Source organism: Vreelandella sp. 162(4c) (assembly GCF_058152265.1).
In genome coordinates this window covers 1,736,987-1,760,097 of the sequence record NZ_CM176981.1, presented here as the reverse complement: position 1 = coordinate 1,760,097, position 23,111 = coordinate 1,736,987, and the positions used below count along the sequence as shown (strand labels likewise).

Here is a 23,111-nt window from a genome sequence, read left to right as displayed (position 1 = left end):
ATGCCCCTCACGCTGACAGGAGAGAGATCATGGCTAACCGTTTAAATAACGATTTTCAGTTTGTCGATGTGGGTCGTCAGGATCCACAGAAGAAAGACGCCCGCGCCCGTGCCAAAGAGTTTGCGGAAATTTACGAACCTTACAAGCCCACCGATGCGGCCAGTCAGGCGCATCGCTGCCTGCACTGCGGTAACCCGTACTGTGAGTGGAAGTGCCCGGTGCACAACTACATTCCCAACTGGCTACAGCTGGTGGTGGAAGGCAACATTATTGAAGCCGCTGAGTTGTCGCACAAAACCAACTCGCTGCCCGAAGTATGTGGTCGCGTGTGCCCCCAGGATCGTCTGTGCGAAGGCGACTGCACGCTGAATGACGGCTTTGGTGCGGTCACCATTGGCTCGGTGGAGAAGTACATCACCGATACGGCGTTTGCCATGGGCTGGCGCCCGGATATGTCCCACGTTACCTGGACGGATAAAAAAGTCGCCATCATTGGCGCAGGCCCTGCGGGCCTGGGCTGTGCGGATATTTTGGCCCGTAACGGCGTCAAGCCGGTGGTGTTCGACAAGTACCCGGAAATCGGTGGCCTGCTGACCTTTGGTATTCCCGAGTTCAAGCTGGAAAAGAGCGTGATGGAGCGCCGCCGGGCAGTCTTTGAAGAGATGGGCGTCGAGTTCCGCCTGAATACCGAAATCGGTACCGATATTGAGTTTGAGACCTTGATGCAGGAGTACGACGCGGTCTTCCTGGGTATGGGGACTTATAAATACATGGAAGGCGGCTTCCCTGGCGAAGATCTGCCGGGCGTGTACAAGGCCCTCGATTTCCTGATTGCCAACGTTAATCGCTGCCTGGGCTTTGAAAAAGATCCTAACGACTATATCTCCATGGAAGGCAAGCGTGTGGTAGTGCTGGGCGGCGGTGATACGGCGATGGACTGTAACCGTACCTCGATTCGTCAAAACGCTACCAGCGTGACCTGTGCGTACCGTCGTGACGAAGGCAACATGCCGGGGTCGCGCCGTGAAGTCTCCAATGCTCGTGAAGAGGGCGTTGAGTTTCTGTTCAACCGTCAGCCGGTGGCGGTCGTCGGTGAAGAGAAGGTCGAAGGCGTGAAAGTTGTGCGCACACGCTTGGGTGAGCCTGATGAAAACGGCCGTCAGCGTCCTGAAGTAGTGCCCGGTTCTGAAGAGATCATTGCGGCGGATGCCGTGGTTATCGCCTTCGGCTTCCAGGCAAGCCCTGCGCCGTGGTTCGATAGCGCCAATATTCAGGTCGACGAGCGCGATCGCGTCACCGCGCCGGAGCACGGCCAGTACGCCTTCCAAACCAGCAACGAAAAAATCTTTGCCGGTGGCGATATGGTGCGCGGTTCTGATTTGGTGGTCACGGCGATTTACGAAGGTCGCCAGGCGGCGGAAGGCATTCTGGATTACCTGGGCGTGTGAAAGAAGTGCCTTTATAGGCTTAATGTCATCGCGAGCGAAGCGTGGCGATCTGGGTTAGATTGCCGCGTCGCTGCGCTCCTCGCAATGACAGGGCGCGATGCTTCACAATTTACAGCGCGTATTTAGCTTCATGTCATCGCGAGCGAAGCGTGGCGATCTGGGTTAGATTGCCGCGTCGCTGTGCTCCTCGCAATGACAGGGCGCGATGCTTCACAATTTACAGCGCGTATTTAGCTTAATGTCATCGCGAGCGAAGCGTGGCGATCTGGGTTAGATTGCCGCGTCGCTGCGCTCCTCGCAATGACAGGGCGCGATGCTTCACAATTTACAGCGCGTATTTAGCTTCATGTCATCGCGAGCGAAGCGTGGCGATCTGGGTTAGATTGCCGCGTCGCTGCGCTCCTCTCAATGACAAGATGCGATGCTTCAGAATGACAGCGCGTACTTTAAGCAGTGCAGTTCAAATTGAGCCTTAGGTCGTAATCTGCTAGTCTGTCGACCCATCCTGGCGTGGCTTTCTGCCGTGCCTTCTGATCACGTTTCGACAGGTTATCCATGACACGATATATCTTCGTGACCGGCGGCGTTGTGTCCTCTCTTGGCAAGGGCATCGCCTCCGCCTCGCTTGCGGCGATTTTAGAGGCCCGCGGCCTTAAGGTCACCATGCTCAAGCTCGACCCGTACATCAACGTGGATCCGGGCACCATGAGCCCCTTCCAGCACGGTGAGGTGTTCGTCACAGAAGATGGCGCCGAAACCGATCTTGATCTCGGGCATTACGAGCGCTTTATTCGCACCAAAATGACCCAGCGCAACAACTTTACGACCGGCCGTGTTTACGAGCACGTGCTGCGTAAAGAGCGTCGGGGCGACTATCTCGGTGGCACCGTCCAGGTCATTCCGCATATCACCGACGAGATTAAAGAGCGCGTTTACGCGGGCGGTGAAGGTTTTGATGTGGCGCTGGTAGAGATCGGCGGCACGGTCGGTGATATCGAATCGCTGCCTTTCCTGGAGTCGATCCGCCAAATTCGTAGTGAGCAGGGCGCCAACCGCGCGCTGTTTATGCACCTGACTCTGGTGCCCTACATCAAAACGGCGGGTGAGACCAAAACCAAGCCGACCCAGCACAGCGTTAAAGAGCTGCGCTCTATCGGTATCCAGCCGGATATTCTGATTTGCCGCAGCGAAGTTGAGCTGGAAGAGAGCGAGCGCCGCAAAATCGCTCTGTTCACCAACGTCGAAGAGCGTGCCGTGGTACCGCTGCAGGATGCCGATACGATCTATCGCATTCCGCTGATGCTCCATGAACACGGTCTGGACGAGATCGTTTGCGATAAGCTGCGCCTGGAAGCCCCGGAAGCAGATTTATCCGAGTGGGTGAAGGTACTTGATGCCAAGCTCAACCCGCTCAAATCCGTCAGTATTGCCATGGTCGGTAAATACATGGAGCTGCTGGATGCCTACAAGTCGCTCAACGAAGCGCTGATTCATGCCGGTATCCAGGGTCGTATCAAGGTCAACGTCGACTATATTGACTCCGAAGACATCGAGCGTCACGGCACCGAGCGCTTGGCGGGTAAAGACGCCATTCTGGTGCCCGGCGGCTTCGGCGAGCGCGGCGTAGAAGGCAAGATTATGACCGCTCAATTCGCCCGCGAAAACAACGTGCCATATCTGGGTATTTGCCTGGGTATGCAGGTGGCGGTGATTGAGTTTGCCCGTAATGTGGCAGGCTGGAACGACGCCAACTCTACCGAGTTCACCCACGACACCCAGCACCCGGTAGTAGGTTTGATCACCGAATGGCTAAGCCCAGAAGGCAAAGTCGAGCTGCGTGATGCAGCGTCTGATTTAGGTGGCACCATGCGCTTAGGTGGCCAGGTATGCCGTTTGGCATCGGGAACCAAAGCACGCGAAGCCTACGGCTCGGATGAGATTGTCGAGCGCCACCGTCACCGCTTCGAGGTCAATAACCAGTTTATCGATGAGCTTGAAAAGGCGGGCTTGGTTATCTCAGGCAAGAGCGTCGACCAATCGCTGGTTGAAGTCATCGAGCTGGCTGACCACCCTTGGTACGTAGCCTGCCAGTTCCACCCGGAGTTCACTTCTACTCCCCGTGATGGTCACCCGCTGTTCTCTGGCTTTGTGAACGCCGCCTTGGATTACAAAACAGCGCGCAGTCGCGCCCACGCGAACTCGCAGGAATAAGAGGGCAGAAGCATGGCTTCTCAAGACCGATCTCAAGAGCGTCATATTAACGTTGCCGGCTTAACCGCCGGTAACTCCTTGCCGTTTATGCTGCTGGGTGGCATGAACGTACTGGAGTCGGCCGATCTTGCCGACGAAGTCGCTCAAGCCTACGTCACGGTGACCCAGAAGCTGGGTATGCCCTACGTTTTTAAGGCCAGCTTTGACAAAGCCAATCGCAGTTCGATTCACTCCTACCGCGGCCCAGGTATCGAGAAAGGGCTGCAGATACTGGCCGATATCAAAGCTCGCCACAACGTGCCGATCATCACTGACGTTCACGAGCCTTGGCAGGCGCAAGCAGCCGCTGAAGTCGCTGACATTATCCAACTGCCGGCCTTTTTGGCTCGCCAAACTGATTTGGTGGTCGCCATGGCCAAAACCGGCGCGGTCATCAATATCAAAAAGCCGCAGTTTTTGGCGCCCCATGAAATGCGTCATATCCTCAGCAAGTTCCAGGAAGCGGGTAACGACCAGTTGATGCTCTGCGAGCGCGGCTCAAGCTTTGGTTACAACAATCTGATTGTTGATATGCTGGGCTTTGGTGATATGAAGCAAACCGGCTACCCGGTATTTTTCGATGTGACCCACGCGCTGCAGCGCCCCGGTGGGCGTGCCGATAGTGCTGATGGGCGCCGTGCCCAGGTGGCTGAGTTAGCGCGTGCAGGCGTGGCTGTCGGCCTTGCCGGGCTGTTTTTGGAAGCCCACCCTGACCCAGACAACGCCAAATGCGATGGTCCCTGTGCATTGCCGCTGGATCAATTAGAGCCGTTCTTGACTCAGCTTGCCCAGTTGGATGCGCTGGTTAAAGGTTTTGAGCCGCTAACGATTCGCTAAGCTGTATTTAGCTAATCAGGTCGTTATATTAATAATTTTATCTGACTAACAGGAAAGGATACTGCCATGACCAAAATTGTTGCTATCAGTGCGTTGGAAGTGCTGGATTCTCGTGGTAACCCGACCGTGCAGGCGCACGTACGCCTTGCCAGTGGTGCTGTCGGTGAAGCCTGTGCCCCCAGTGGTGCTTCAACCGGCTCCCGGGAAGCGTTAGAGCTGCGCGACGGCGATAAGTCGCGCTACCTGGGCAAAGGCGTGCTGAAAGCAGTCGATGCGGTCAATGGCAAAATTCGTGATGCGCTGATGGGTATGGATGCGCGTGATCAGCGCGGCTTGGACGATGCCATGTTAGCGCTGGACGGCACTGAGAACAAAGCGAATCTGGGAGCGAATGCCATCCTAGCCGTTTCGCTGGCGGCGGCTAAAGCAGCTGCTAACGCCAAAGGCGTACCGCTCTACGCCCACATTGCCGAGCTCTACGGTCAACCTGGCCAGTACAGCATGCCGGTGCCGATGATGAACATCATCAACGGCGGCGAGCACGCGGATAACAACGTCGATATCCAGGAATTTATGGTGCAGCCAGTGGGCGCGCCTAACTTCCGCGAAGGGTTGCGCATGGGCGCGGAAATTTTCCACGCGCTGAAGAAAGTGCTCTCCGCGAAAGGGCTCTCTACATCCGTCGGTGACGAGGGCGGCTTTGCGCCTAACCTGGCGTCTAACGCTGATGCGCTAGCGGTGATTAAACAAGCCGTTGCCGATGCTGGCTATGAGCTGGGTAAAGACGTCACGCTGGCGCTGGATTGTGCTTCGTCTGAGTTTTACAAAGACGGTCAGTACAACCTTTCCGGTGAAGGCAAAAGCTACGACGCCCAAGGCTTTACCGATTACCTGGCAGGCCTGTGTGCCGATTACCCGATTGTGTCTATCGAAGACGGCATGGATGAATCGGATTGGGCGGGTTGGAAAGCGCTGACCGATAAGCTGGGCGATAAAGTGCAGCTGGTGGGCGATGACCTATTCGTGACCAATACCAAGATTCTCAAGCGCGGTATCGATGAGCAGATCGGTAACTCTATCCTGATCAAGTTCAACCAGATCGGTTCGCTCTCTGAGACGCTGGACGCGATTAAGATGGCGCAGGATGCTGGCTTTACGGCGGTTATTTCTCACCGCTCCGGTGAAACCGAAGATACCACCATTGCCGATTTGGCGGTGGGTACCTGTGCCGGTCAGATCAAAACGGGCTCACTTTGCCGCTCTGATCGGGTTGCCAAGTACAACCGTTTGCTGGTGATTGAAGCAGAGCTGGGTGATGTGACCTACCCAGGTTTGAAAGCCATTAAAGGGCAGTAAAATGCCAATATCGAGCGAATTTTTAGAGGTGCTTGTAAGAGATGTCTCAAAATTTTGTAAGAGATATCTTACAAATACCGACGAGAATCGCTCAGTTTAGGGTAAGAAATAGCTTACTTTGCCACTAATTAAAATTTAAGTAATTGTTTAATAAGTGGTTTTTTAAAAATGGCGAGTCGCAGCGGCTCGCCCTTTTGTATTTTGGCTTTGTTGAGAAGCGGCCATGATCTGACACAATATACACAGGACAAGGGGAGGCAAGGACGCTTCAGTCAGGATGCAGCGGGATGTAGGTCAGATGCGCCGGGTGATACAGTGAGGTGAGCCCTGGCAAGGACGTCATCTGAGGAGGTTGATCCAGGGAGTGGTCAGAGGAAGTGCTTGGAGCGGGCGGCCTACGGGTCGCCTTTTTTTGCCCGCAATTTGGCAGCACATTTTTGACGATACACTTTTGAAAACACAAAAAAACCAGCGCTGTTTTTAACAACCAGCGCTGGTTTAAAGAGAATTTTTAAAGAGAGCTTTTAAAAAGAGCTATGTGCTGATTTTTAAACCGTCACAGCGTTTAGCGCTCTAGTTTCTCAAGCTTGCCGGGCTTGCCATCCCACTCTTCGGCGTCCGGCAGCGGGTCTTTTCTTTCGGCGATGTTGGGCCATACTTCGGCCATCTCAGCGTTAATCTCGATAAAGGCCTCCTGTCCATCCGGCAGCTCATCCTCGGAGAATATCGCCTCGGCGGGGCACTCGGGCTCACACAGCGCGCAGTCGATACACTCGTCAGGATGAATGACCAGGAAGTTCGGGCCCTCGTAAAAACAGTCGACCGGGCAGACTTCCACACAGTCGGTGTATTTGCACTGGATGCAGTTCTCGGTAACGACAAACGTCATCTTGCTATCCCTCTTGCAGGGCCGGGTAACTCCCAGCCATGGTCAATCGTGAATGGTTATAAATCAGCCGTTTTTTATAAGCTAAAAGTTTGAACGACATTCTAGAGGTGCGCATACCTGGCGGCAAGCGCCATATGGCTTTCCCTCCTGTAAGCACCATTAGATCAGGTCTCGCCACTGATACAATAGTGATAGCGCTTCCCGCGGTGTTAAACCATCCATATCGACGTTTTCCAACGCCTCGACCACCGGATGCGGTGCAGCGGCGAACAGGTCGTTTTGCTGCGGTGCGGTTCGCGGCGCCTGCGCCGTGTTATCCACATCGCGCTGCTCCAAACTTATCAGCTTCTCGCGGGCACGTTTAATCACATGGTTGGGCACACCCGCTAATTGCGCCACCTGTAAACCATAGCTCTGGCTGGCCGGGCCCGCTTCGATGCGGTGCATAAACACAATGCTGTCGCCATGCTCGGTCGCCGTTAGGTGGATATTGGCCACCCCTTCCATATGCTCAGGCAGCGCCGTCATTTCAAAGTAGTGGGTCGCAAACAGCGTTAGCGCGCGTCCTTTTGCCAAATGTTCAGCGCTTGCCCAGGCGAGCGACAGACCGTCAAAGGTACTGGTGCCGCGGCCAATTTCATCCATCAGGATCAAGCTTTGCTGGGTGGCATTGTGGAGAATGTTGGCGGTTTCAGTCATCTCGACCATAAAGGTAGAGCGCCCGCCGGCCAAGTCATCCGATGAGCCAATGCGGGTGAATATTCGATCCAGCGGGCCGATCTCGGCGGCATTGGCGGGCACAAAGCTGCCGCAGTGAGCGAGAAGGGCGATGAGCGCCGTCTGACGCATATAGGTCGATTTACCGCCCATGTTGGGGCCGGTAATAATCAGCATGTGCTGGTCAGGATTGAGCGTCACGTCGTTGGGCACAAAGGGTGTCTCGCTCACCTGCTCGACCACCGGATGTCGTCCCGCGTCAATTTGAATCCCGGTGGTTTCGCTGAGTGTTGGACGCACCCAGTTCAGCGCCTCGGCGCGCTCGGCAAAGGCGCACAGTACGTCCAGTTCCGCCAAGGCTTGCGAGGTGCTCTGCAGCGCGTGAAGGCTTGCGTTGAGATCGCCAAGCAGGCGATCGTAGAGCCATTTTTCACGCGTCAACGCGCGAGATTTAGCGGAGAGTGCCTTATCTTCAAACTCTTTGAGCTCGGGGATAATGAACCGCTCGGCATTTTTAAGTGTCTGGCGGCGAATATAGTCGGCGGGCGCCTGCTGGGCTTGTGAACGCGGTAGTTCGATAAAGTAGCCGTGCACCCGGTTGTAGCCCACTTTGAGATTGGCTAGCCCCGTGCGCTCGCGCTCGCGAAGCTCGAGCTGAATAAGATAGTCGCCCGCGTTTTCGGCCATGCCACGGTGCTCATCCAGCTCTGAATCAAAGCCATCGGCAATCACCCCACCATCGCGGATCACCACCGGCGGATTTTCTACCAGCGCCCGGCTGAGCATATCGGCCATTTCTGGGTAGGGGCGAATATGCGAGCGCAGGTTATCCAGCGCACTGCCGCTCTCAACCTCGCTAAGCTGTTGCTCCAGTTCCGGAAGCGTTACCAGTGCATCCCGCAGCCGTGCCAAATCGCGCGGGCGGGCGCTATACAGCGCCACCCGGGCCAGAATGCGCTCCACGTCGCCCACCGCGCTCAACGTCTCGCGCAGCGGCATATAGGCGGCATCCAGGCTTAGCAGCGCCACACCCGCATGACGGGCCTGGACAATCTCGCGTTGACGCAGTGGCCGATTAAGCCAGCGTTTGAGTAGCCGTGAACCCATGGCGGTGGTACAGGTATCCAGCACGCTGGCCAGGGTGTTGTCGCTGCTGCCGCCCAGGTTGATATCAATTTCCAGATTACGGCGGCTGGCAGCGTCGATCACCACCGCGTCGTCGCGGTTCTCAACGCTGATGGCGGTCACGTGGGGCAGGCGCGAGCGCTGAGTGTCCCGGGCATAATCGATCAATACCCCGGCAGCAATTAGCGCAGAGGTTAAGTGCGCACAGCCAAAGCCACGTAAATCCTGCACTTCGAACTGGTCGCAGAGGCTACGGGTAGCGCTTTCCAAATCAAACAGCCACTCGCCCTGGCGGCGCAGGCTGCGTTTCTGCGACCAGGCCTCGGGTAGCGTTAAGCTTTCGGGTACCAGCAGCTCGGCCGGGGAGAGACGCGTCAGCTCGGCGAGCATTTCGGCTTCGCTGTCTACTTCCAGTACGTTGAAGCGACCACTGGAGAGCTCCAGCCAGGCAAGGCCCCAGCTCTCTTTTCCGGGAGAAACGGACACCAGGACGTTGTCGCGGCGGGCATCGAGCAGCGCTTCATCGTGGAGTGTGCCAGGGGTGACGATACGCACCACTTGGCGCTCAACGGGCCCTTTGCTGGTCGCGGGGTCGCCAATTTGCTCACAAATAGCGACCGACTCGCCGCCAGCGACGAGGCGGGCCAGATAGCCCTCAGCGCTGTGATAGGGGACGCCCGCCATCGGGATAGGCTTGCCGCCTGACTGCCCACGCTGGGTAAGGGTAATATCCAGCAGTGCGGCGGCGCGCTTGGCGTCGTCGAAAAACAGTTCGTAAAAATCCCCCATGCGGTAGAACAGCAGTACCTTGGGGTGCTCGCGTTTGATCTTTAAATACTGGGTGATCATTGGCGTGTTGGCGGGAATAGCCTGTGACATGGGCGTCCTGATTGAGCAATTTCTTTGAGAAAGCTAAACGCAGTATTCTACGCTGAACAGACGACTCACTTGAAGGAGCGACCATAGTGCCCAGCGAAACTAGCCTGAAAAATCTTGATTTAACCCTGTTAGCTCAGCGGCTGGGGCGGCTGTGTAAGCAGTTGAATGTGGAAGTGACCGCCGCTGAGTCATGTACGGGGGGCGGCATTGCCAGCGCCATTACCGAGGTGGCGGGTAGCTCTGCTTACTTTACGACGGGCTATGTGACCTATGCGAATGCTGCTAAAACGCGCTTATTGGGGGTGCCTGAGACCACGCTGGCCGAGCACGGTGCTGTCAGCAAGGAGGTCGTCAAAGCCATGGTGCTGGGCGCCTGTAATGAAAGTGGCGCGGGCTTAGCTGTTGCCGTTAGCGGTGTTGCAGGCCCAGAGGGGGGGAGCGCTGAAAAGCCGGTGGGTACGGTTTGGTTGGCCTGGGGAGATGCTGCTGCCCAGGAAGCTGAATGCTTTCACTTTCCAGGTGACCGTCAGTCGGTGCGAGAGCAGGCCGTGCGTCAGGCCTTGGTTGGGCTGGTGGCGCGCCTGAATGAGCGCGAGAAGGCGAGCAAGACGAACCAGCCGTAAGAAAAAGGCGCATATGCAAAAAGGCTGTTGATAAAATAGATGAGAGAAAGCGCGATCAAGGATTTGTTTACGGCGCAATCTTTGGCATACTACTGGCTAATTATACAGCTTGTTATGAGGAATCTCTGAATGGCTCAGGATGACAACCGCACTAAAGCGCTAAACGCTGCACTCACCCAAATCGACCGTCAGTTCGGCAAGGGCACCGTCATGCGTCTAGGCGACGCACCGCGTGTCGTCATGCCGTCGGTTTCCACCGGTTCATTGGGTCTGGATATCGCCCTCGGCATCGGCGGGCTGCCGTTTGGCCGTGTGTGCGAAATCTTTGGCCCGGAATCGTCGGGTAAAACGACCCTGACCCTTTCGGTGATTGCTCAGGCGCAAAAACAGGGCAAAGTGTGTGCCTTCGTGGATGCCGAGCATGCGCTTGACCCCAGCTACGCAGAAAAGCTAGGCGTCAACCTGGATGATCTACTGATTTCCCAGCCGGACACCGGTGAGCAGGCGCTGGAAATTACCGACATGCTGGTACGCTCTGGCGGTGTTGACGTGATTGTTATCGACTCGGTCGCTGCGTTGACCCCGCGCGCTGAAATCGAAGGCGAAATGGGTGATTCCCACGTTGGCCTACAGGCGCGTTTGATGTCTCAGGCACTGCGTAAAATCACCGGTAATATCAAAAACGCCAATTGCTTGGTGATCTTCATCAACCAGATCCGCATGAAGATCGGCGTCATGTTTGGTAGCCCCGAAACCACCACTGGTGGTAACGCGCTGAAGTTCTATGCCAGCGTGCGTCTGGATATTCGTCGTACCGGCTCGGTGAAAGTGGGTGATGAAGTCACCGGTAACGAAACCCGCGTGAAAGTAGTCAAAAACAAGGTAGCACCGCCATTCCGTCAGGCTGAATTCCAGATTCTTTACGGCAAGGGTATCTACCACGCCGGTGAGGTCATCGACCTGGGCGTGCAGTGCAACCTAGTCGACAAAGCCGGTGCCTGGTACAGCTATAAAGGTAAGAAAATCGGTCAAGGTAAAGCCAATTCAGCGCTGTATCTGGAAGAGCACCCGGAAATTATGCTCGAAATCGAAACGCAGATTCGTGAGCAGCTCTTGGCCAAGCCCGATCCTAAAAAGGAGAAGGAAGATGCGCCTGCCGAAGCAGCGGCAGAATTGGATGCGGGTGATGACGATCTGCTTTAAGACGACTCTCGCTAAGATAAGCTGATGGCATTCACCTCCCAGCGTGATGCTACGCCCCGTGATATCGCCATTGGCTTACTGGCTCGGCGCGAATACTCCCGCGCCGAGCTTGCTCAGCGTCTGAAGAAAAAGTCTTTCGACGATGCCGCTATTGATGAGTGCCTGGACGCCTTGGTTGAACAAGGGCTGCAGTCTGACGCGCGCTTTGCGGCCAGTTTCGTGCGCTCGCGCATACTGCGTGGCCAAGGCGTGATTCGTATTAAAGGCGAGTTGCGCCAGCGCGGCATAGACCAGGAAACCCTTGCCACCGCTTTTGAAGAAGTGGAGGGGGGCGAGCAGGTCGACTGGTTTGAGCTAGCCCGGGAAACCCTGGCGCGGCGTTTTGATAGCCCCGGTGAGACCCCCAAAGAGCGCGCTAGGCGTGAACGTTTTCTCGCCAGTCGCGGCTTCGATTTTGAACAAATTCGCTATGCGCTCTCCTGTCTGTAATACGTTTTCCCCAGCCTATACAATACCCCCTCTTACATTTCTAGTAGCGCTCTAATACGCTTGTTCATCCAGTTGTTTACGTGGCTGTTTGCCTTTCTGCCACTAAGTGCGGCTTTAGTCGTTTGACAACTGCGCTATAATGGCTGCTTTGCGACCCCTGAGGGTAGCGGCAACAGCGCCCTGGGACATCACGCTTTCTTGTTACGGATACCCTATGAAAAGCGCAGAGATTAGACAGGCCTTTCTCACCTTCTTCGAAGAGCAGGGGCATACGATTGTACCCACCAGCTCATTAGTGCCGGGCAACGACCCGACGCTGCTGTTTACCAATGCCGGCATGGTGCCGTTTAAAGATGTGTTTCTAGGCCGCGATCCGCGCCCTTACGTGCGCGCCACCTCTGCGCAGCGCTGCGTTCGCGCGGGCGGTAAGCATAATGATTTAGACAACGTCGGCTATACCGCACGCCACCACACCTTCTTTGAGATGCTGGGTAACTTCAGCTTTGGCGACTACTTCAAGCGCGACGCCATTCGCTTTGCCTGGGTGTTTTTAACCGAAACGCTGGGACTCCCCAAAGACAAGCTGTGGGTAACGGTACACATCAGCGATGACGAAGCTGAGCGCATCTGGAAAGATGAGATTGGCATCGACCCTGAGCGCTTCTCCAAGCTGGATGAAGATAACTTCTGGCAGATGGGCGACACCGGCCCCTGCGGCCCCAGTTCGGAAATCTTCTTTGATCACGGCCCAGAGGTTTGGGGGGGGCCGCCGGGCAGCCCGGAAGAGGATGGCGATCGCTATATCGAAATCTGGAACCTGGTGTTCATGCAGTTTGATCGCGATGCCCAGGGCACGCTCAACCCGCTGCCCAAGCCCTCCATCGATACCGGTATGGGGCTGGAGCGTGTCGCCGCTGTCATGCAGGGCGTCCACTCCAACTATGAGATCGACCTGTTCCAGAACCTGCTGCAAGCCGCTGCGAAAGCGACCGGGCACCCTGATACCGCTACGCCTTCGTTGCGCGTAATTGCCGACCATATCCGTTCCTGTGCCTTCCTGATTGCTGATGGCGTGCTGCCTTCCAACGAAGGGCGCGGCTATGTCCTGCGTCGGATCATTCGCCGTGCAATTCGTCACGGCCACAAGCTGGGCGCGGTTGAGCCGTTCTTCCACAAGCTGGTGGAGGCGCTGGATGCGGAGATGGGCGATGCCTATCCGGAACTGCGTGAAGCGAGCGATCAAATTGCCCGTGTACTGCTGAAAGAAGAAGAGCAGTTCGCACGCACCCTGGATCACGGTATGGGGCTCTTGAATGCGGCACTGGCCGAGTTGGATGGCAAGGTGCTGCCGGGTGAGACGGTGTTTAAGCTTTATGACACCTACGGCTTTCCCTTCGACCTTACCGCCGACGTCTGTCGTGAGCGTGGCGTTAGCCTGGACGAAGATGGCTTTCAGCAGGCGTTAGAGGCCCAGCGTGAACGCGCACGGGCGGCCAGCCAATTTGGCGCCGACTACACCGCCTCCATCGAGTTGGAGGGCGAAACTGCCTTTACCGGCTACGACCGCTTGGAAGATCAGGCCAAGGTAACCGCGCTGGTCGACAGCGAGGGCAATCCACTGGCAGCGCTGGAAGCGGGGCAGAAGGGTGTCGTGGTACTAGACCGCACGCCGTTTTACGGCGAGTCAGGCGGCCAGGTGGGCGATACCGGCTACCTGTATGTCGACGGTGGCCGTTTCCAGGTCACTGATACCCAAAAGCAGAGCGGTCATCATCTTCACCAGGGCATGATGGTAGAAGGCTCGCTAAGCGTTGGCGCAAGCGTGCGTGGTGAAGTGGATGCCAGCCTGCGCACAGCCACCATTCGCAATCACTCAGCCACCCACCTGCTGCATAAAGCGCTGCGCATGGTGCTGGGTGATCACGTACAGCAGAAAGGCTCGCTGGTGAACGCCGAGCGCCTGCGCTTCGACTTTAGCCACTTCGAGCCGGTGACCGCCGAGCAACTGGCGGAAGTCGAACGGCTGGTCAATGAGCAGATTCTGGCTAATGCGCCGACCAAGATCGAGCAGATGAGCCTGGACCAAGCCAAGGCCAAGGGCGCAGCAGCGCTGTTTGAGGCCAAATACGCCGAGAACGTGCGCGTGCTGACCATTGGGGCCGATGACTTCTCGATCGAGTTATGCGGTGGTACCCACGTGGCACGCAGCGGTGATATTGGCTGCTGCCATGTGATGAGCGAAGTGGGCATTGCTTCTGGCGTGCGCCGCATCGAAGCGATCACCGGCGAAAATGCGCTGGCCCACTTTCGCGAGCAGGAAGCCCGCCTCGAGCGCTTGGGTGAGCGCTTGAAGACCAAGCCTGAACAGGTCGAAGCGCGGGTAGAATCACTGGTTGAGCGCAACCGTAGCCTGGAAAAAGAGCTTGAGCAGCTCAAGGCCAAACTAGCCAGTGCAGCGGGTAGCGATATGCTCAGCCAGGTGCAGGAGGTCAATGGCGTGAAGCTGCTGGCGACGCAGCTGGATGGCGTATCAGGCAAAGATTTACGCGGCATCCTTGATCAGCTTAAGAACAAGCTAAGCTCTGGAGTGATTATCCTCGGCGTTGCCGACCAGGCGGCGGGCAAAGTGAGTCTGATCGCTGGGGTCACCCAGGATCTGAGCGGCCGAGTGAAAGCCGGTGAGCTGGTGAACCATGTTGCCTCCCAGGTAGGAGGGAAGGGCGGTGGCCGCCCCGACATGGCCCAAGCGGGAGGTAGTCAACCCGACGCCCTGCCGGATGCGTTGAAGAGCGTACCAGCATGGTTGGAAAACGTTCTTAGCTAAACCTCTGGGCCGGTGGCATTATTGTCACCGGCCTTATTATTTATTTAAAACTTGTGACACTTTCACCCTCCATTCCCGAACGCATAGGAAAAACGGCATATGGCACTATACGTACAGAAGTTCGGCGGCACTTCGGTGGGCTCTGTCGAGCGTATCAAGGCCGTAGCGGAAAAGGTTAAGGGCTTCCGCGATCAAGGCCATCAGGTAGTGGTCGTGGTCTCCGCCATGAGTGGCGAAACCAACCGCCTGACGGACATGGCACAGGCGCTTAACGACGATCCCGCACCGCGTGAGATGGATATGCTGCTGTCGACCGGCGAGCAGGTAACTATTTCACTGCTCGCCATGGCACTGCAGCAAATCGGTGTGCCAGCCACTTCGCACACAGGCGCCCAGGTAGGTATTCATACCGATAGTGCCTATACCAAGGCGCGTATCCAGCGCATTGAAACCGAAGACCTCAAGGCCGATCTGGACGCTGGTCAGGTAGTGGTTGTGGCCGGGTTCCAAGGGGTCGATGAAGACGGCAATATCACCACCCTGGGCCGTGGTGGTTCTGACACCACAGGGGTGGCGCTAGCCGCCGCGCTAGGCGCCGATGAGTGCCAGATTTACACCGATGTTGACGGGGTATACACCACCGACCCTCGCGTCTGCTCCAAAGCCCAGCGCTTAACGAGCATTACCGTGGAAGAGATGCTGGAACTGGCCAGTCTCGGCTCTAAAGTGCTGCAGATCCGCGCGGTAGAGTTTGCCGGAAAGTACAACGTACCCCTGCGGGTGCTGTCGAGCTTTGAAGACGGCCCCGGTACCCTAATTGTTGCAGAAGCCGACCAAGACGAGGACGCTATGGAAGAACCACTGATCTCCGGTATCGCTTTCACCAAAAATGAAGCAAAATTAACCCTGCTGAATACACCGGACGTGCCGGGTGTGGCGTCACGCATTCTAGGCCCCATTGCCGATGCCAATATCGAAGTGGACATGATCGTGCAGAACGTGGCGCCGGCCGGAGACTATACCGACTTTACCTTTACGGTTGCTAAGGGCGATTACAAAGCCACTAAGAAGCTGCTTGAAGAGACGGTGATTCCTGATTTGGGCGGCGGTGAGCTGCGTGGCGACGACAATATTGCTAAGGTCTCTTTAGTGGGTGTCGGTATGCGTTCTCACGCCGGTGTGGCGTCGAAAATGTTCCGTGTGCTAGCCGACGAAAACGTCAATATCCGTATGGTCTCCACCTCTGAGATTAAAATCTCGGTCGTGATTGATGAGAAGCATATGGAGCTTGCTGTTAATGCATTACACAAAGCTTTTGGTTTAGATAAGGCAGATATCGAATCTGAATAACATTAATACCTTAAACCTTCTACGCTGAAGGGGTACTTACTGCCGTGTGGTGGTGAGCTTTCTTTCAACGGGAGGTATAAGGTGTCATGGAGCCGGAGTCATTGGTGACAGGGAACACTATGTCGCATAATGGCATGGTGTTGCCTCCGGCTGACATATCCCGTTGCATAAAACGTCTGAAAAGGAGATCAGCCATGCTCATCCTAACTCGCCGTGTTGGCGAAACGCTGATGATCGGTGATGAAATCACCGTCACCGTGCTAGGTGTGAAAGGCAATCAAGTACGTATCGGCGTAAATGCGCCTAAAGATGTGGCAGTTCACCGTGAAGAGATTTACCAGCGTATTCAGCGTGAACGAAACAGTGAAAATGAAGTGGAATAAGCCTTGCGAGCTCGCATGATGAAACGATGCTTAAAGCGTAAGCTTATATGTAAGATATGGCCGGTGCGAAAAAAATCCGTAGAAGACTAGACACAAGAAGACTAAATCGGTAATATTCGCGCCGTGCCGTTGAGGAGAGGTGGCCGAGTGGCTGAAGGCGCTCCCCTGCTAAGGGAGTATAGGGTTTATAGCCCTATCGAGGGTTCGAATCCCTCTCTCTCCGCCAATCGCATGGCCAGTAAGTGCTTTTACTTTGTTAAAAAGTGCATGGTCACAAGGTATGCGCCCGTAGCTCAGCTGGATAGAGTACCTGACTACGAATCAGGGGGTCGGAGGTTCGAATCCTCCCGGGCGCGCCACCTTTTTATGCTGACTGCATTTATGGTTAATCGTATTTGAGATTAGCTGTATTTAAAGTTAGTTGTACCAGAGGCTAATTGCATTAATCAGTATTTGTAATAGTCTTGGTCGCAGTAAAAGTAAACGTTAGTAAAACGTTACGCGCCCGTAGCTCAGCTGGATAGAGTACCTGACTACGAATCAGGGGGTCGGAGGTTCGAATCCTCCCGGGCGCGCCAGATTCCAAAACCCGCTCTCTTATTGAGAGCGGGTTTTCTGTTTCCAGTCTGACCGCCAGTTTCTAGCCTGACCGGAAGTCGCTCGCGCCCCGGTCTTGCGATCGTTTGTAGCGCCCCCGCTTTGCGGTAGGGCGCTTTTTTTTGCCTGTTAAAGGGGTGGTGCGAAAGAAGGGCTAAGCCATTGCAGCTTGCTGTTCGTCGACAACAAGGCTGTCGAGCAGTTGGTCTAACTCGGTGATGCGCTTTACGCGCTGAAAATTCTGTTCAGCTTCACTGCTGCCTTGACGCATTTGGGCAAGCCACTGCTTTACCAGAGAGACCACGACGCGGTCGGGTAGCTTTTGACGCTGTAGAGCGGCGTATTCTTTGAGCACGTTGGCGCGCATCGCCCAGCTACTCTCAGGTAGCCGCTCGCCGGTTTGCAGCCAGTGGCGAATGCGTGGCGCCAGCCAAGGATCGGCCAGGGCGCTCCGTCCCAGCATCACGTCGCGACACCCTGACAGGGTGCGGGCTTTCCAGTAATCTTCCAGTGTCCAGATATCGCCGTTGGCGACCACGGGGATGCTCACTTGGCGGCGAATTTTGCCGATCCACTCCCAGTGTGCCGGTGGGCGGTAGCCCTCGTCTCGGGTGCGTGCATGAACGACCAGCTGTGCTGCTCCGCCCGCTTCGGTGGCTTGGGCGCAGGCCACCGCTAAACGGCGATTAGCGAAGCCCAGGCGAATCTTGGCGGTCACCGGGATTTCCCCCTCTAAAGCGTCGTGAACGGCTTTAACCGCCTTATAGACGCGATCAGGCTGGCGTAACAGCGAGGCGCCGCCATCGTGCCGGTTAACCAGTTTGGCAGGGCAGCCGAAATTAAGATCGACGCTCACCGCGCCCAGGCTAAGCGCCTGGCGCGCGTTAGCCGCCAGGGCGACTGGGTCAGAGCCCAGTAACTGTAAATGCACGGGAATGCCGCTTGGTGTGGCCACAGGCGGTTGCGCAAGCTCGGGGCAGTGTTTATAAAACACTCTTGGCGGCAGGCGCGCATCGACCACACGTACAAACTCGGTGACTGTCCAGTCGAACCCGGCATGCCGGGTCAGCAGATCACGAGTCAGGGCGTCGATTACCCCTTCCATCGGGGCTAGGCCGATTCTGCCGTTTTGTAGTAAATTAACAACCATGACTTCCACTATCGCGCCATTGCATTCTATTCTGGGTGTGGCAGGTTAGTGCATTCCCCTTACTGCGCCAAGCGCCTTTCACCGTATTGGCGTCATGATGTGCGTAAAAATGGTACTTGAGCTGTGCTTCAAGACACCGGGCTTCAAGGAGATCGCTTTATGCAGGATCTAGAACTATTGCAAGAAGGGCTGGCGTTGATGGCGCTCGGTATGGGCGTAGTGTTTGTTTTTCTTACTGTTTTGGTCATTAGCGTTACGCTGATGTCGAAGCTTGTTGGGCGTTTTCAGCCCGCCCCTGTGGCTGTTAATACGGGCAATAAATCGTCGCCATCTTCGGGTTCCTCTGCGCAAAATGACGAGGTCATGGCGGTGATCAGTGCTGCAGTGCACCGTTATCGCTCAAGCCGGCGTCGTTAACTTTCTCGATTTTTTTCATTTTGGCCCTCTTGTGGCTATTTTTTTGTTATTTTTACTACAAACTTACAACTCTCTACTGTGAGCCATGACAATGAACGAAATAAAACGCCCTCTAGGCATTACTGATGTCGTGCTGCGCGATGCCCATCAATCGCTATTCGCTACACGTATGCGGCTGGACGATATGCTGCCGATCGCCGAAAAACTGGATCGCGTTGGCTATTGGTCGCTGGAAACCTGGGGTGGGGCCACTTATGACGCCTGTATCCGCTATTTGGGCGAAGATCCGTGGGAGCGCATTCGTGCATTAAAAGAGGCTATGCCCAATACACCTCAGGCCATGTTGCTACGTGGTCAGAACCTGCTGGGCTACCGCCACTACGCCGATGACGTTGTCGATAAGTTTGTCGAGCGGGCGAAAACCAACGGCGTTGATGTCTTCCGTGTTTTCGATGCCATGAATGACCCGCGCAATTTAGAGCGCGCCATTCAGGCGGTGCGTAACGTCGAAGGTCACGCCCAGGGCACCATCTCTTACACCGTGAGCCCGGTACATACCCTGGATAGCTGGGTTGATCTCGCCAAAACCATTGCCGGCTTAGGCGCAGATTCATTGGCTATCAAGGATATGGCGGGGCTATTGACGCCCTACACAGCGTTTGATTTGGTCTCCCGGCTGAAGAAAGAGCTATCGATTCCGGTGCATTTACATTGCCATGCCACCACCGGCCTCTCTACGTCGACTATTTTGAAAGCGGTAGAAGCGGGCATCGATAACGTCGACACCTCGATCTCGTCCATGTCGATGACCTACGGTCACAGCCCCACCGAGTCAGTGGTGGCAATGCTGAAAGACACCGGCCGCGATACCGGTCTGGATCTTGAGCTGCTGGAAGATATTGCCGGTTACTTCCGCGAAGTACGTAAGAAGTACGCCGCCTTTGAAGGTTCGCTGCGTGGTATTGATTCGCGCATCCTGATTGCTCAGGTGCCCGGCGGCATGCTGACCAACATGGAAGGCCAGCTGAAAGAGCAGGGCGCGGGCGATAAGCTGGACGACGTGCTCAGCGAGATTCCCCGCGTGCGCGAAGATCTTGGCTTTATTCCGCTGGTGACGCCCACCTCGCAAATCGTCGGCACCCAGGCGGTCATGAACGTGATGATGGGCGAGCGCTACAAGTCGATCTCCAAGGAAGTTCAGGCGCTGCTCAAAGGTGAATATGGTGCTGCCCCAGCACCCTTCAACGCCGAATTGCAAAAGCGCGTCTTGGAAGGCGGCGAGCCGATTACCTGTCGCCCGGCGGATAACCTCTCACCGGAAATGGATAGGCTGGCTGCCGAACTGAAAGAGAAGGCTAGCGCTGAAGGCATTCGCTTGGCCGAAGGCAAGCGCGAAGTAGATGATGTTCTGACCTACGCGCTGTTCCCGCAGATCGGCTTGAAGTTCCTTAAAAACCGCGACAATCCCGACGCCTTTGAACCTGCCCCCCAGGCAACTGACGCAAGTGCTGAAAAGACACCCGCCAAGGTGGAAAGCAAAGCGCCGGTGGCTAGCAGTGGCCCGGAAACCTATACCGTTAAGCTCAACGGTAAAGCCTTCGTGGTGGAAGTGTCTGAAGGTGGTGAACTGGGCGAAGTGCAGGAGCAAACGGCGGCCAGCACTGGCGCCCCCAAAGAGGAAGTGTCTGCACCCACTGGTGAGAGCATTGATGCGCCGCTGGCCGGCAATATCTTCAAGGTTAATGTCCGCCCTGGCGATAAAGTCGCTGAAGGGGATGTGGTGATCATTCTTGAAGCGATGAAAATGGAAACCGAAGTGCGTGCCAGTATCGCAGGCACTGTGTCTAAGGTTAACGTCAGCGAGGGCGACAGCGTAGCCGTAGGCGATGCGCTGATCGAGCTCTAAGGGCCCAGTAATGGATAAATTAGTAACGTTATGGGAAGGCTCTGGGCTATATAACCTTGAGCTTGGCCAAGCCGTCATGATCATGGTGGGGCTACTGCTGCTTTACCTGGCCATTTATAAGAAGTTTGAGCCGCTGCTGCTGGTGCCGATTGGCTTTGGCGGCATTCTGGCCAATATTCCCGAAGCAGGGTTGGCGATTTCAGCGCTAGACCAAGCGATCGAGGTGGCGAAACCCGCAGTGCTACAGCAGATAGCGGCAGCGCTGGGCGCGACGCTGGATCCGTTAGCGAATGCGGAAGCCTGGCGTGAATCGTTAAAAGTGATAGCCCACGATGGCGTCGCACCGGATCAGGTGCGTGCCGCACGTGATATCGCCGTGGGCGTCGGCTATAGCGATGGCATGCTTTACAACTTCTATAAAGTAGCAATTGGTTCAGGTATCGCCCCGCTGATTATCTTTATGGGTGTGGGCGCCATGACCGACTTCGGTCCGCTGCTGGCCAATCCGCGCACGCTGTTTTTAGGTGCGGCCGCTCAGTTTGGCATTTTTGCCACTTTGTTTGGTGCCGTGGCGCTCACCTCGATGGGCATCATGGATTTCTCGCTCAATCAGGCCGCCGCCATTGGTATTATTGGCGGGGCGGATGGCCCGACCTCCATCTACGTCTCCAGCGTGCTGGCGCCGGAGCTGCTGGGTGCTATCGCGGTGGCTGCCTACGCCTATATGGCGTTGGTACCGCTGATACAGCCGCCCATCATGCGTCTGCTGACCACCGATAAAGAGCGTCAAATCAAGATGACCCAGTTGCGGCCGGTCTCCAAGCTGGAAAAAATCATCTTCCCGCTTATGCTGCTGATTCTGGTCGCGCTGTTTCTGCCCGATGCGGCACCGCTACTCGGTATGTTCTGCTTCGGTAATCTGATGCGTGAGTGTGGCGTAGTCGAGCGCTTGTCGGATACCGCGCAAAACGCCTTGATCAATATCGTCACGATTATCCTGGGACTGTCGGTAGGTTCCAAACTGATGGCCGAGAGTTTCCTGGCATTTGAGACGCTGGGGATATTAGGTCTGGGTATTGTCGCCTTTGGTATCGGCACGGCCGCTGGGGTATTGATGGCCAAGCTGATGAACCTGGTGAGCAAAATGCCCATCAACCCATTGATAGGTGCCGCGGGCGTTTCCGCCGTGCCTATGGCAGCGCGGGTGGCGAATAAGGTGGGGCTGGAGTCCAACCCACATAACTTCCTGCTGATGCATGCCATGGGCCCCAACGTGGCGGGTGTTATTGGGTCGGCAGTCGCGGCCGGGGTAATGATTAAATACCTGGGTTAACTAGTCCTCTGCCATCAACGACATAGGGGTGTCATTGCGAACGCAGTGAAGCAATCTGGGGTTGGTTCTCAGGGTAGGCTTGAGATTGCTTCGTCGCAGGCTCCTCGCAATGGCCGGTGAGTGTCATCGCGAGCGAAGCGCGGCGATCTCGGTTTGTTTGCCACCGCAGAACGAGATTGCCGCGTCGCAAGCTCCTCGCAATGACATATGGGGCCCTTTCATCTGCTGCGTTATGCCTTTGGTGCAGAGAGAACCTCAATAGCACTCTTCAAGCGGTTTTCTAGCGGGGCAAGGTCAAGCGGGCAGTCCCGTGGCCAGCCAATGGTCAGGCGAACGCCATCACCATCGTAGTCGGCTTGCTCAATAGGGATGTCGTGCTCTTCGCACCAGGCGCGGGCAATCGCTTCATTGGCAAAAGTAAGGCGCAGGGTGTAGGTGTCGCGCTCAACCACTTCCCGGGTAGCGAGTGTCTCAAGGGCATGGCTAACCGCCTGAGCGTAGGCGCGGGCTAAGCCACCGGTGCCGAGCTTTGTACCGCCAAAATAACGAATGACCACACAGCCAATCTGGCCCAGTTGGCTCCCCTGGAGAACCTGATACATGGGGCGGCCAGCGGTGCCGCCAGGCTCGCCATCATCGGAAAAGCCAATCAGATTTTGCTCGCCGGGTGGCCCGGCAATGTAGGCAGTGCAGTGGTGGCTGGCATTAGGATGCGCGGTTTTCGCCGCATTCAGCAGAGTAGTGAATGCGTTGATATCGGGAGCGTGGCAGATCCAGGTGATAAATTGGCTCTTTTCTACTTCAATGTCAGCCGTGTGCCATGACCCTGTGGGTAACTCGGGAACCCGATAGCGCATTAATGCTCCGTAAAGGTAGTCTCACTTTTCACACCCATTACCATGCCGAGTACCTGAATATCCCGGTTGTGCAAAAATAGCGCTGGCTGCAAAGTATCTTCTGGCCATAGCTCTACGCCAAAGCGGCTGATAGAGAGCTGCCTCAAGGCGATCGTTTGCTGGTTTATTTCGGCAACGGCAGTTTCTGTCTGGGTATCGTGTTGATAGCGCCGGATAATAATGACATCGCCATCGAACAAGTTGCAATCACACAGTGCATTGCCACGCACTTTGAGTGCATAGGTATTGCGTCGGGTAATGCTAGGCGCCATTGCGTAAGGGCGCGGTGTCGGTTGTCTACGGCCAAACGTAACGGTAGGTGCTGCCATCGATAGGGTCATCAAAGAATCTCCATTGCATGTTCTTTCATACAGTGGTTTTCATTGTAGACCTGTTTTTGCATACAGTGCCAGAGATAATTGCTCTCACGACATATTGA

The 23,111-nt window shown here is 55.9% G+C and carries 18 protein-coding genes and 3 tRNA genes; 16 read left to right on the top strand and 5 right to left on the bottom strand.

What is annotated here, in order from left to right:
- Positions 1–29: 29 nt before the first annotated feature.
- From AC4EYZ_RS07920 to eno, 4 genes are all read left to right on the top strand, one after another.
- On the top strand, positions 30–1,448 hold the full coding sequence (locus tag AC4EYZ_RS07920; protein ID WP_009286775.1) for an FAD-dependent oxidoreductase: 1,419 nt from the start codon (positions 30–32) through the stop codon (positions 1,446–1,448).
- A gap of 555 nt (positions 1,449–2,003) precedes the next feature.
- Positions 2,004–3,659, top strand: coding sequence for a CTP synthase (gene pyrG, locus AC4EYZ_RS07915; RefSeq protein WP_009286776.1), 1,656 nt, complete (start codon positions 2,004–2,006; stop codon positions 3,657–3,659).
- 12 nt (positions 3,660–3,671) lie between these two features.
- On the top strand, positions 3,672–4,535 hold the full coding sequence (gene kdsA / locus AC4EYZ_RS07910) for a 3-deoxy-8-phosphooctulonate synthase (protein WP_009286777.1): 864 nt from the start codon (positions 3,672–3,674) through the stop codon (positions 4,533–4,535).
- 66 nt (positions 4,536–4,601) lie between these two features.
- Positions 4,602–5,891: a phosphopyruvate hydratase gene (eno, locus tag AC4EYZ_RS07905; protein ID WP_009286778.1), complete on the top strand. Its 1,290-nt coding sequence runs from the start codon at positions 4,602–4,604 to the stop codon at positions 5,889–5,891.
- Between the two features lie 565 nt (positions 5,892–6,456).
- Here the strand turns inward: eno and fdxA are convergent.
- Positions 6,457–6,780, bottom strand: coding sequence for a ferredoxin FdxA (gene fdxA, locus AC4EYZ_RS07900; protein WP_007111508.1), 324 nt, complete (start codon positions 6,778–6,780; stop codon positions 6,457–6,459).
- A 159-nt stretch (positions 6,781–6,939) separates the two neighbouring features.
- The gene (gene mutS, locus AC4EYZ_RS07895) at positions 6,940–9,501 is read right to left on the bottom strand and encodes a DNA mismatch repair protein MutS (protein WP_474193018.1); all 2,562 of its coding nucleotides are present in this window, start codon (positions 9,499–9,501) and stop codon (positions 6,940–6,942) included.
- Between the two features lie 83 nt (positions 9,502–9,584).
- Here mutS and AC4EYZ_RS07890 point away from each other — a divergent pair, with 83 nt between their 5' ends.
- From AC4EYZ_RS07890 to AC4EYZ_RS07850, 9 genes are all read left to right on the top strand, one after another.
- Positions 9,585–10,124 carry a CinA family protein gene (locus tag AC4EYZ_RS07890; RefSeq protein WP_035538996.1) on the top strand — a complete coding sequence of 180 codons (540 nt, stop codon included), beginning with the start codon at positions 9,585–9,587 and terminating at the stop codon, positions 10,122–10,124.
- Between the two features lie 129 nt (positions 10,125–10,253).
- A complete protein-coding gene (gene recA / locus AC4EYZ_RS07885) occupies positions 10,254–11,327 on the top strand; it encodes a recombinase RecA (protein WP_009286780.1) in 1,074 nt (357 codons plus the stop codon).
- Between the two features lie 24 nt (positions 11,328–11,351).
- Entirely contained in the window at positions 11,352–11,816 is a 465-nt protein-coding gene (locus AC4EYZ_RS07880; RefSeq protein ID WP_022519966.1) for a regulatory protein RecX, read from the top strand.
- Between the two features lie 214 nt (positions 11,817–12,030).
- Positions 12,031–14,640 (top strand): alanine--tRNA ligase, encoded by a 2,610-nt coding sequence (gene alaS, locus AC4EYZ_RS07875; RefSeq protein ID WP_490204213.1) that lies wholly within the window; start codon positions 12,031–12,033, stop codon positions 14,638–14,640.
- Positions 14,641–14,739: 99 nt separating this feature from the next.
- The gene (locus tag AC4EYZ_RS07870) at positions 14,740–15,990 is read left to right on the top strand and encodes an aspartate kinase (protein WP_009286781.1); all 1,251 of its coding nucleotides are present in this window, start codon (positions 14,740–14,742) and stop codon (positions 15,988–15,990) included.
- A 194-nt stretch (positions 15,991–16,184) separates the two neighbouring features.
- A complete protein-coding gene (gene csrA / locus AC4EYZ_RS07865; protein ID WP_007111501.1) occupies positions 16,185–16,373 on the top strand; it encodes a carbon storage regulator CsrA in 189 nt (62 codons plus the stop codon).
- Positions 16,374–16,506: 133 nt separating this feature from the next.
- A tRNA-Ser gene (locus AC4EYZ_RS07860) sits at positions 16,507–16,599 on the top strand.
- Positions 16,600–16,655: 56 nt separating this feature from the next.
- Positions 16,656–16,732: transfer RNA gene (locus AC4EYZ_RS07855), tRNA-Arg, on the top strand.
- 142 nt (positions 16,733–16,874) lie between these two features.
- Positions 16,875–16,951, top strand: a tRNA-Arg gene (locus AC4EYZ_RS07850).
- A 173-nt stretch (positions 16,952–17,124) separates the two neighbouring features.
- On the opposite strand, the gene AC4EYZ_RS07845 is transcribed toward AC4EYZ_RS07850, so the two are convergent.
- The gene (locus AC4EYZ_RS07845; RefSeq protein WP_223828023.1) at positions 17,125–18,120 is read right to left on the bottom strand and encodes a tRNA dihydrouridine synthase; all 996 of its coding nucleotides are present in this window, start codon (positions 18,118–18,120) and stop codon (positions 17,125–17,127) included.
- 159 nt (positions 18,121–18,279) lie between these two features.
- Between AC4EYZ_RS07845 and AC4EYZ_RS07840 the strand changes: the two genes are divergently transcribed.
- The 3 genes from AC4EYZ_RS07840 to AC4EYZ_RS07830 all read left to right on the top strand — a co-directional run bounded on the left by AC4EYZ_RS07840 (position 18,280) and on the right by AC4EYZ_RS07830 (position 21,776).
- Positions 18,280–18,537, top strand: coding sequence for an OadG family protein (locus AC4EYZ_RS07840; protein WP_022519963.1), 258 nt, complete (start codon positions 18,280–18,282; stop codon positions 18,535–18,537).
- A 91-nt stretch (positions 18,538–18,628) separates the two neighbouring features.
- Positions 18,629–20,443: a sodium-extruding oxaloacetate decarboxylase subunit alpha gene (gene oadA, locus AC4EYZ_RS07835; RefSeq protein ID WP_490204212.1), complete on the top strand. Its 1,815-nt coding sequence runs from the start codon at positions 18,629–18,631 to the stop codon at positions 20,441–20,443.
- Positions 20,444–20,453: 10 nt separating this feature from the next.
- Complete coding sequence (locus AC4EYZ_RS07830) at positions 20,454–21,776, top strand: sodium ion-translocating decarboxylase subunit beta (RefSeq protein ID WP_022519961.1); 1,323 nt, start codon at positions 20,454–20,456, stop codon at positions 21,774–21,776.
- 230 nt (positions 21,777–22,006) lie between these two features.
- Here the strand turns inward: AC4EYZ_RS07830 and AC4EYZ_RS07825 are convergent, their stop codons facing one another.
- Positions 22,007–22,633 carry an IMPACT family protein gene (locus AC4EYZ_RS07825; RefSeq protein WP_022519960.1) on the bottom strand — a complete coding sequence of 209 codons (627 nt, stop codon included), beginning with the start codon at positions 22,631–22,633 and terminating at the stop codon, positions 22,007–22,009.
- Entirely contained in the window at positions 22,633–23,013 is a 381-nt protein-coding gene (locus tag AC4EYZ_RS07820; protein WP_022519959.1) for a LexA family protein, read from the bottom strand. The genes AC4EYZ_RS07825 and AC4EYZ_RS07820 overlap by 1 nt, the downstream gene beginning before the upstream one ends.
- Positions 23,014–23,111 lie beyond the last annotated feature (98 nt).

Coding starts and splice junctions, on each gene's coding strand:
- AC4EYZ_RS07920 (WP_009286775.1), top strand. CDS start 30: ATGGCTAACCGTTTAAATAACGATTTTCAGTTTGTCGATGTGGGTCGT.
- pyrG (WP_009286776.1), top strand. CDS start 2,004: ATGACACGATATATCTTCGTGACCGGCGGCGTTGTGTCCTCTCTTGGC.
- kdsA (WP_009286777.1), top strand. CDS start 3,672: ATGGCTTCTCAAGACCGATCTCAAGAGCGTCATATTAACGTTGCCGGC.
- eno (WP_009286778.1), top strand. CDS start 4,602: ATGACCAAAATTGTTGCTATCAGTGCGTTGGAAGTGCTGGATTCTCGT.
- fdxA (WP_007111508.1), bottom strand. CDS start 6,780: ATGACGTTTGTCGTTACCGAGAACTGCATCCAGTGCAAATACACCGAC.
- mutS (WP_474193018.1), bottom strand. CDS start 9,501: ATGTCACAGGCTATTCCCGCCAACACGCCAATGATCACCCAGTATTTA.
- recA (WP_009286780.1), top strand. CDS start 10,254: ATGGCTCAGGATGACAACCGCACTAAAGCGCTAAACGCTGCACTCACC.
- AC4EYZ_RS07880 (WP_022519966.1), top strand. CDS start 11,352: ATGGCATTCACCTCCCAGCGTGATGCTACGCCCCGTGATATCGCCATT.
- alaS (WP_490204213.1), top strand. CDS start 12,031: ATGAAAAGCGCAGAGATTAGACAGGCCTTTCTCACCTTCTTCGAAGAG.
- AC4EYZ_RS07870 (WP_009286781.1), top strand. CDS start 14,740: ATGGCACTATACGTACAGAAGTTCGGCGGCACTTCGGTGGGCTCTGTC.
- csrA (WP_007111501.1), top strand. CDS start 16,185: ATGCTCATCCTAACTCGCCGTGTTGGCGAAACGCTGATGATCGGTGAT.
- AC4EYZ_RS07845 (WP_223828023.1), bottom strand. CDS start 18,120: ATGGTTGTTAATTTACTACAAAACGGCAGAATCGGCCTAGCCCCGATG.
- AC4EYZ_RS07840 (WP_022519963.1), top strand. CDS start 18,280: ATGCAGGATCTAGAACTATTGCAAGAAGGGCTGGCGTTGATGGCGCTC.
- oadA (WP_490204212.1), top strand. CDS start 18,629: ATGAACGAAATAAAACGCCCTCTAGGCATTACTGATGTCGTGCTGCGC.
- AC4EYZ_RS07830 (WP_022519961.1), top strand. CDS start 20,454: ATGGATAAATTAGTAACGTTATGGGAAGGCTCTGGGCTATATAACCTT.
- AC4EYZ_RS07825 (WP_022519960.1), bottom strand. CDS start 22,633: ATGCGCTATCGGGTTCCCGAGTTACCCACAGGGTCATGGCACACGGCT.
- AC4EYZ_RS07820 (WP_022519959.1), bottom strand. CDS start 23,013: ATGACCCTATCGATGGCAGCACCTACCGTTACGTTTGGCCGTAGACAA.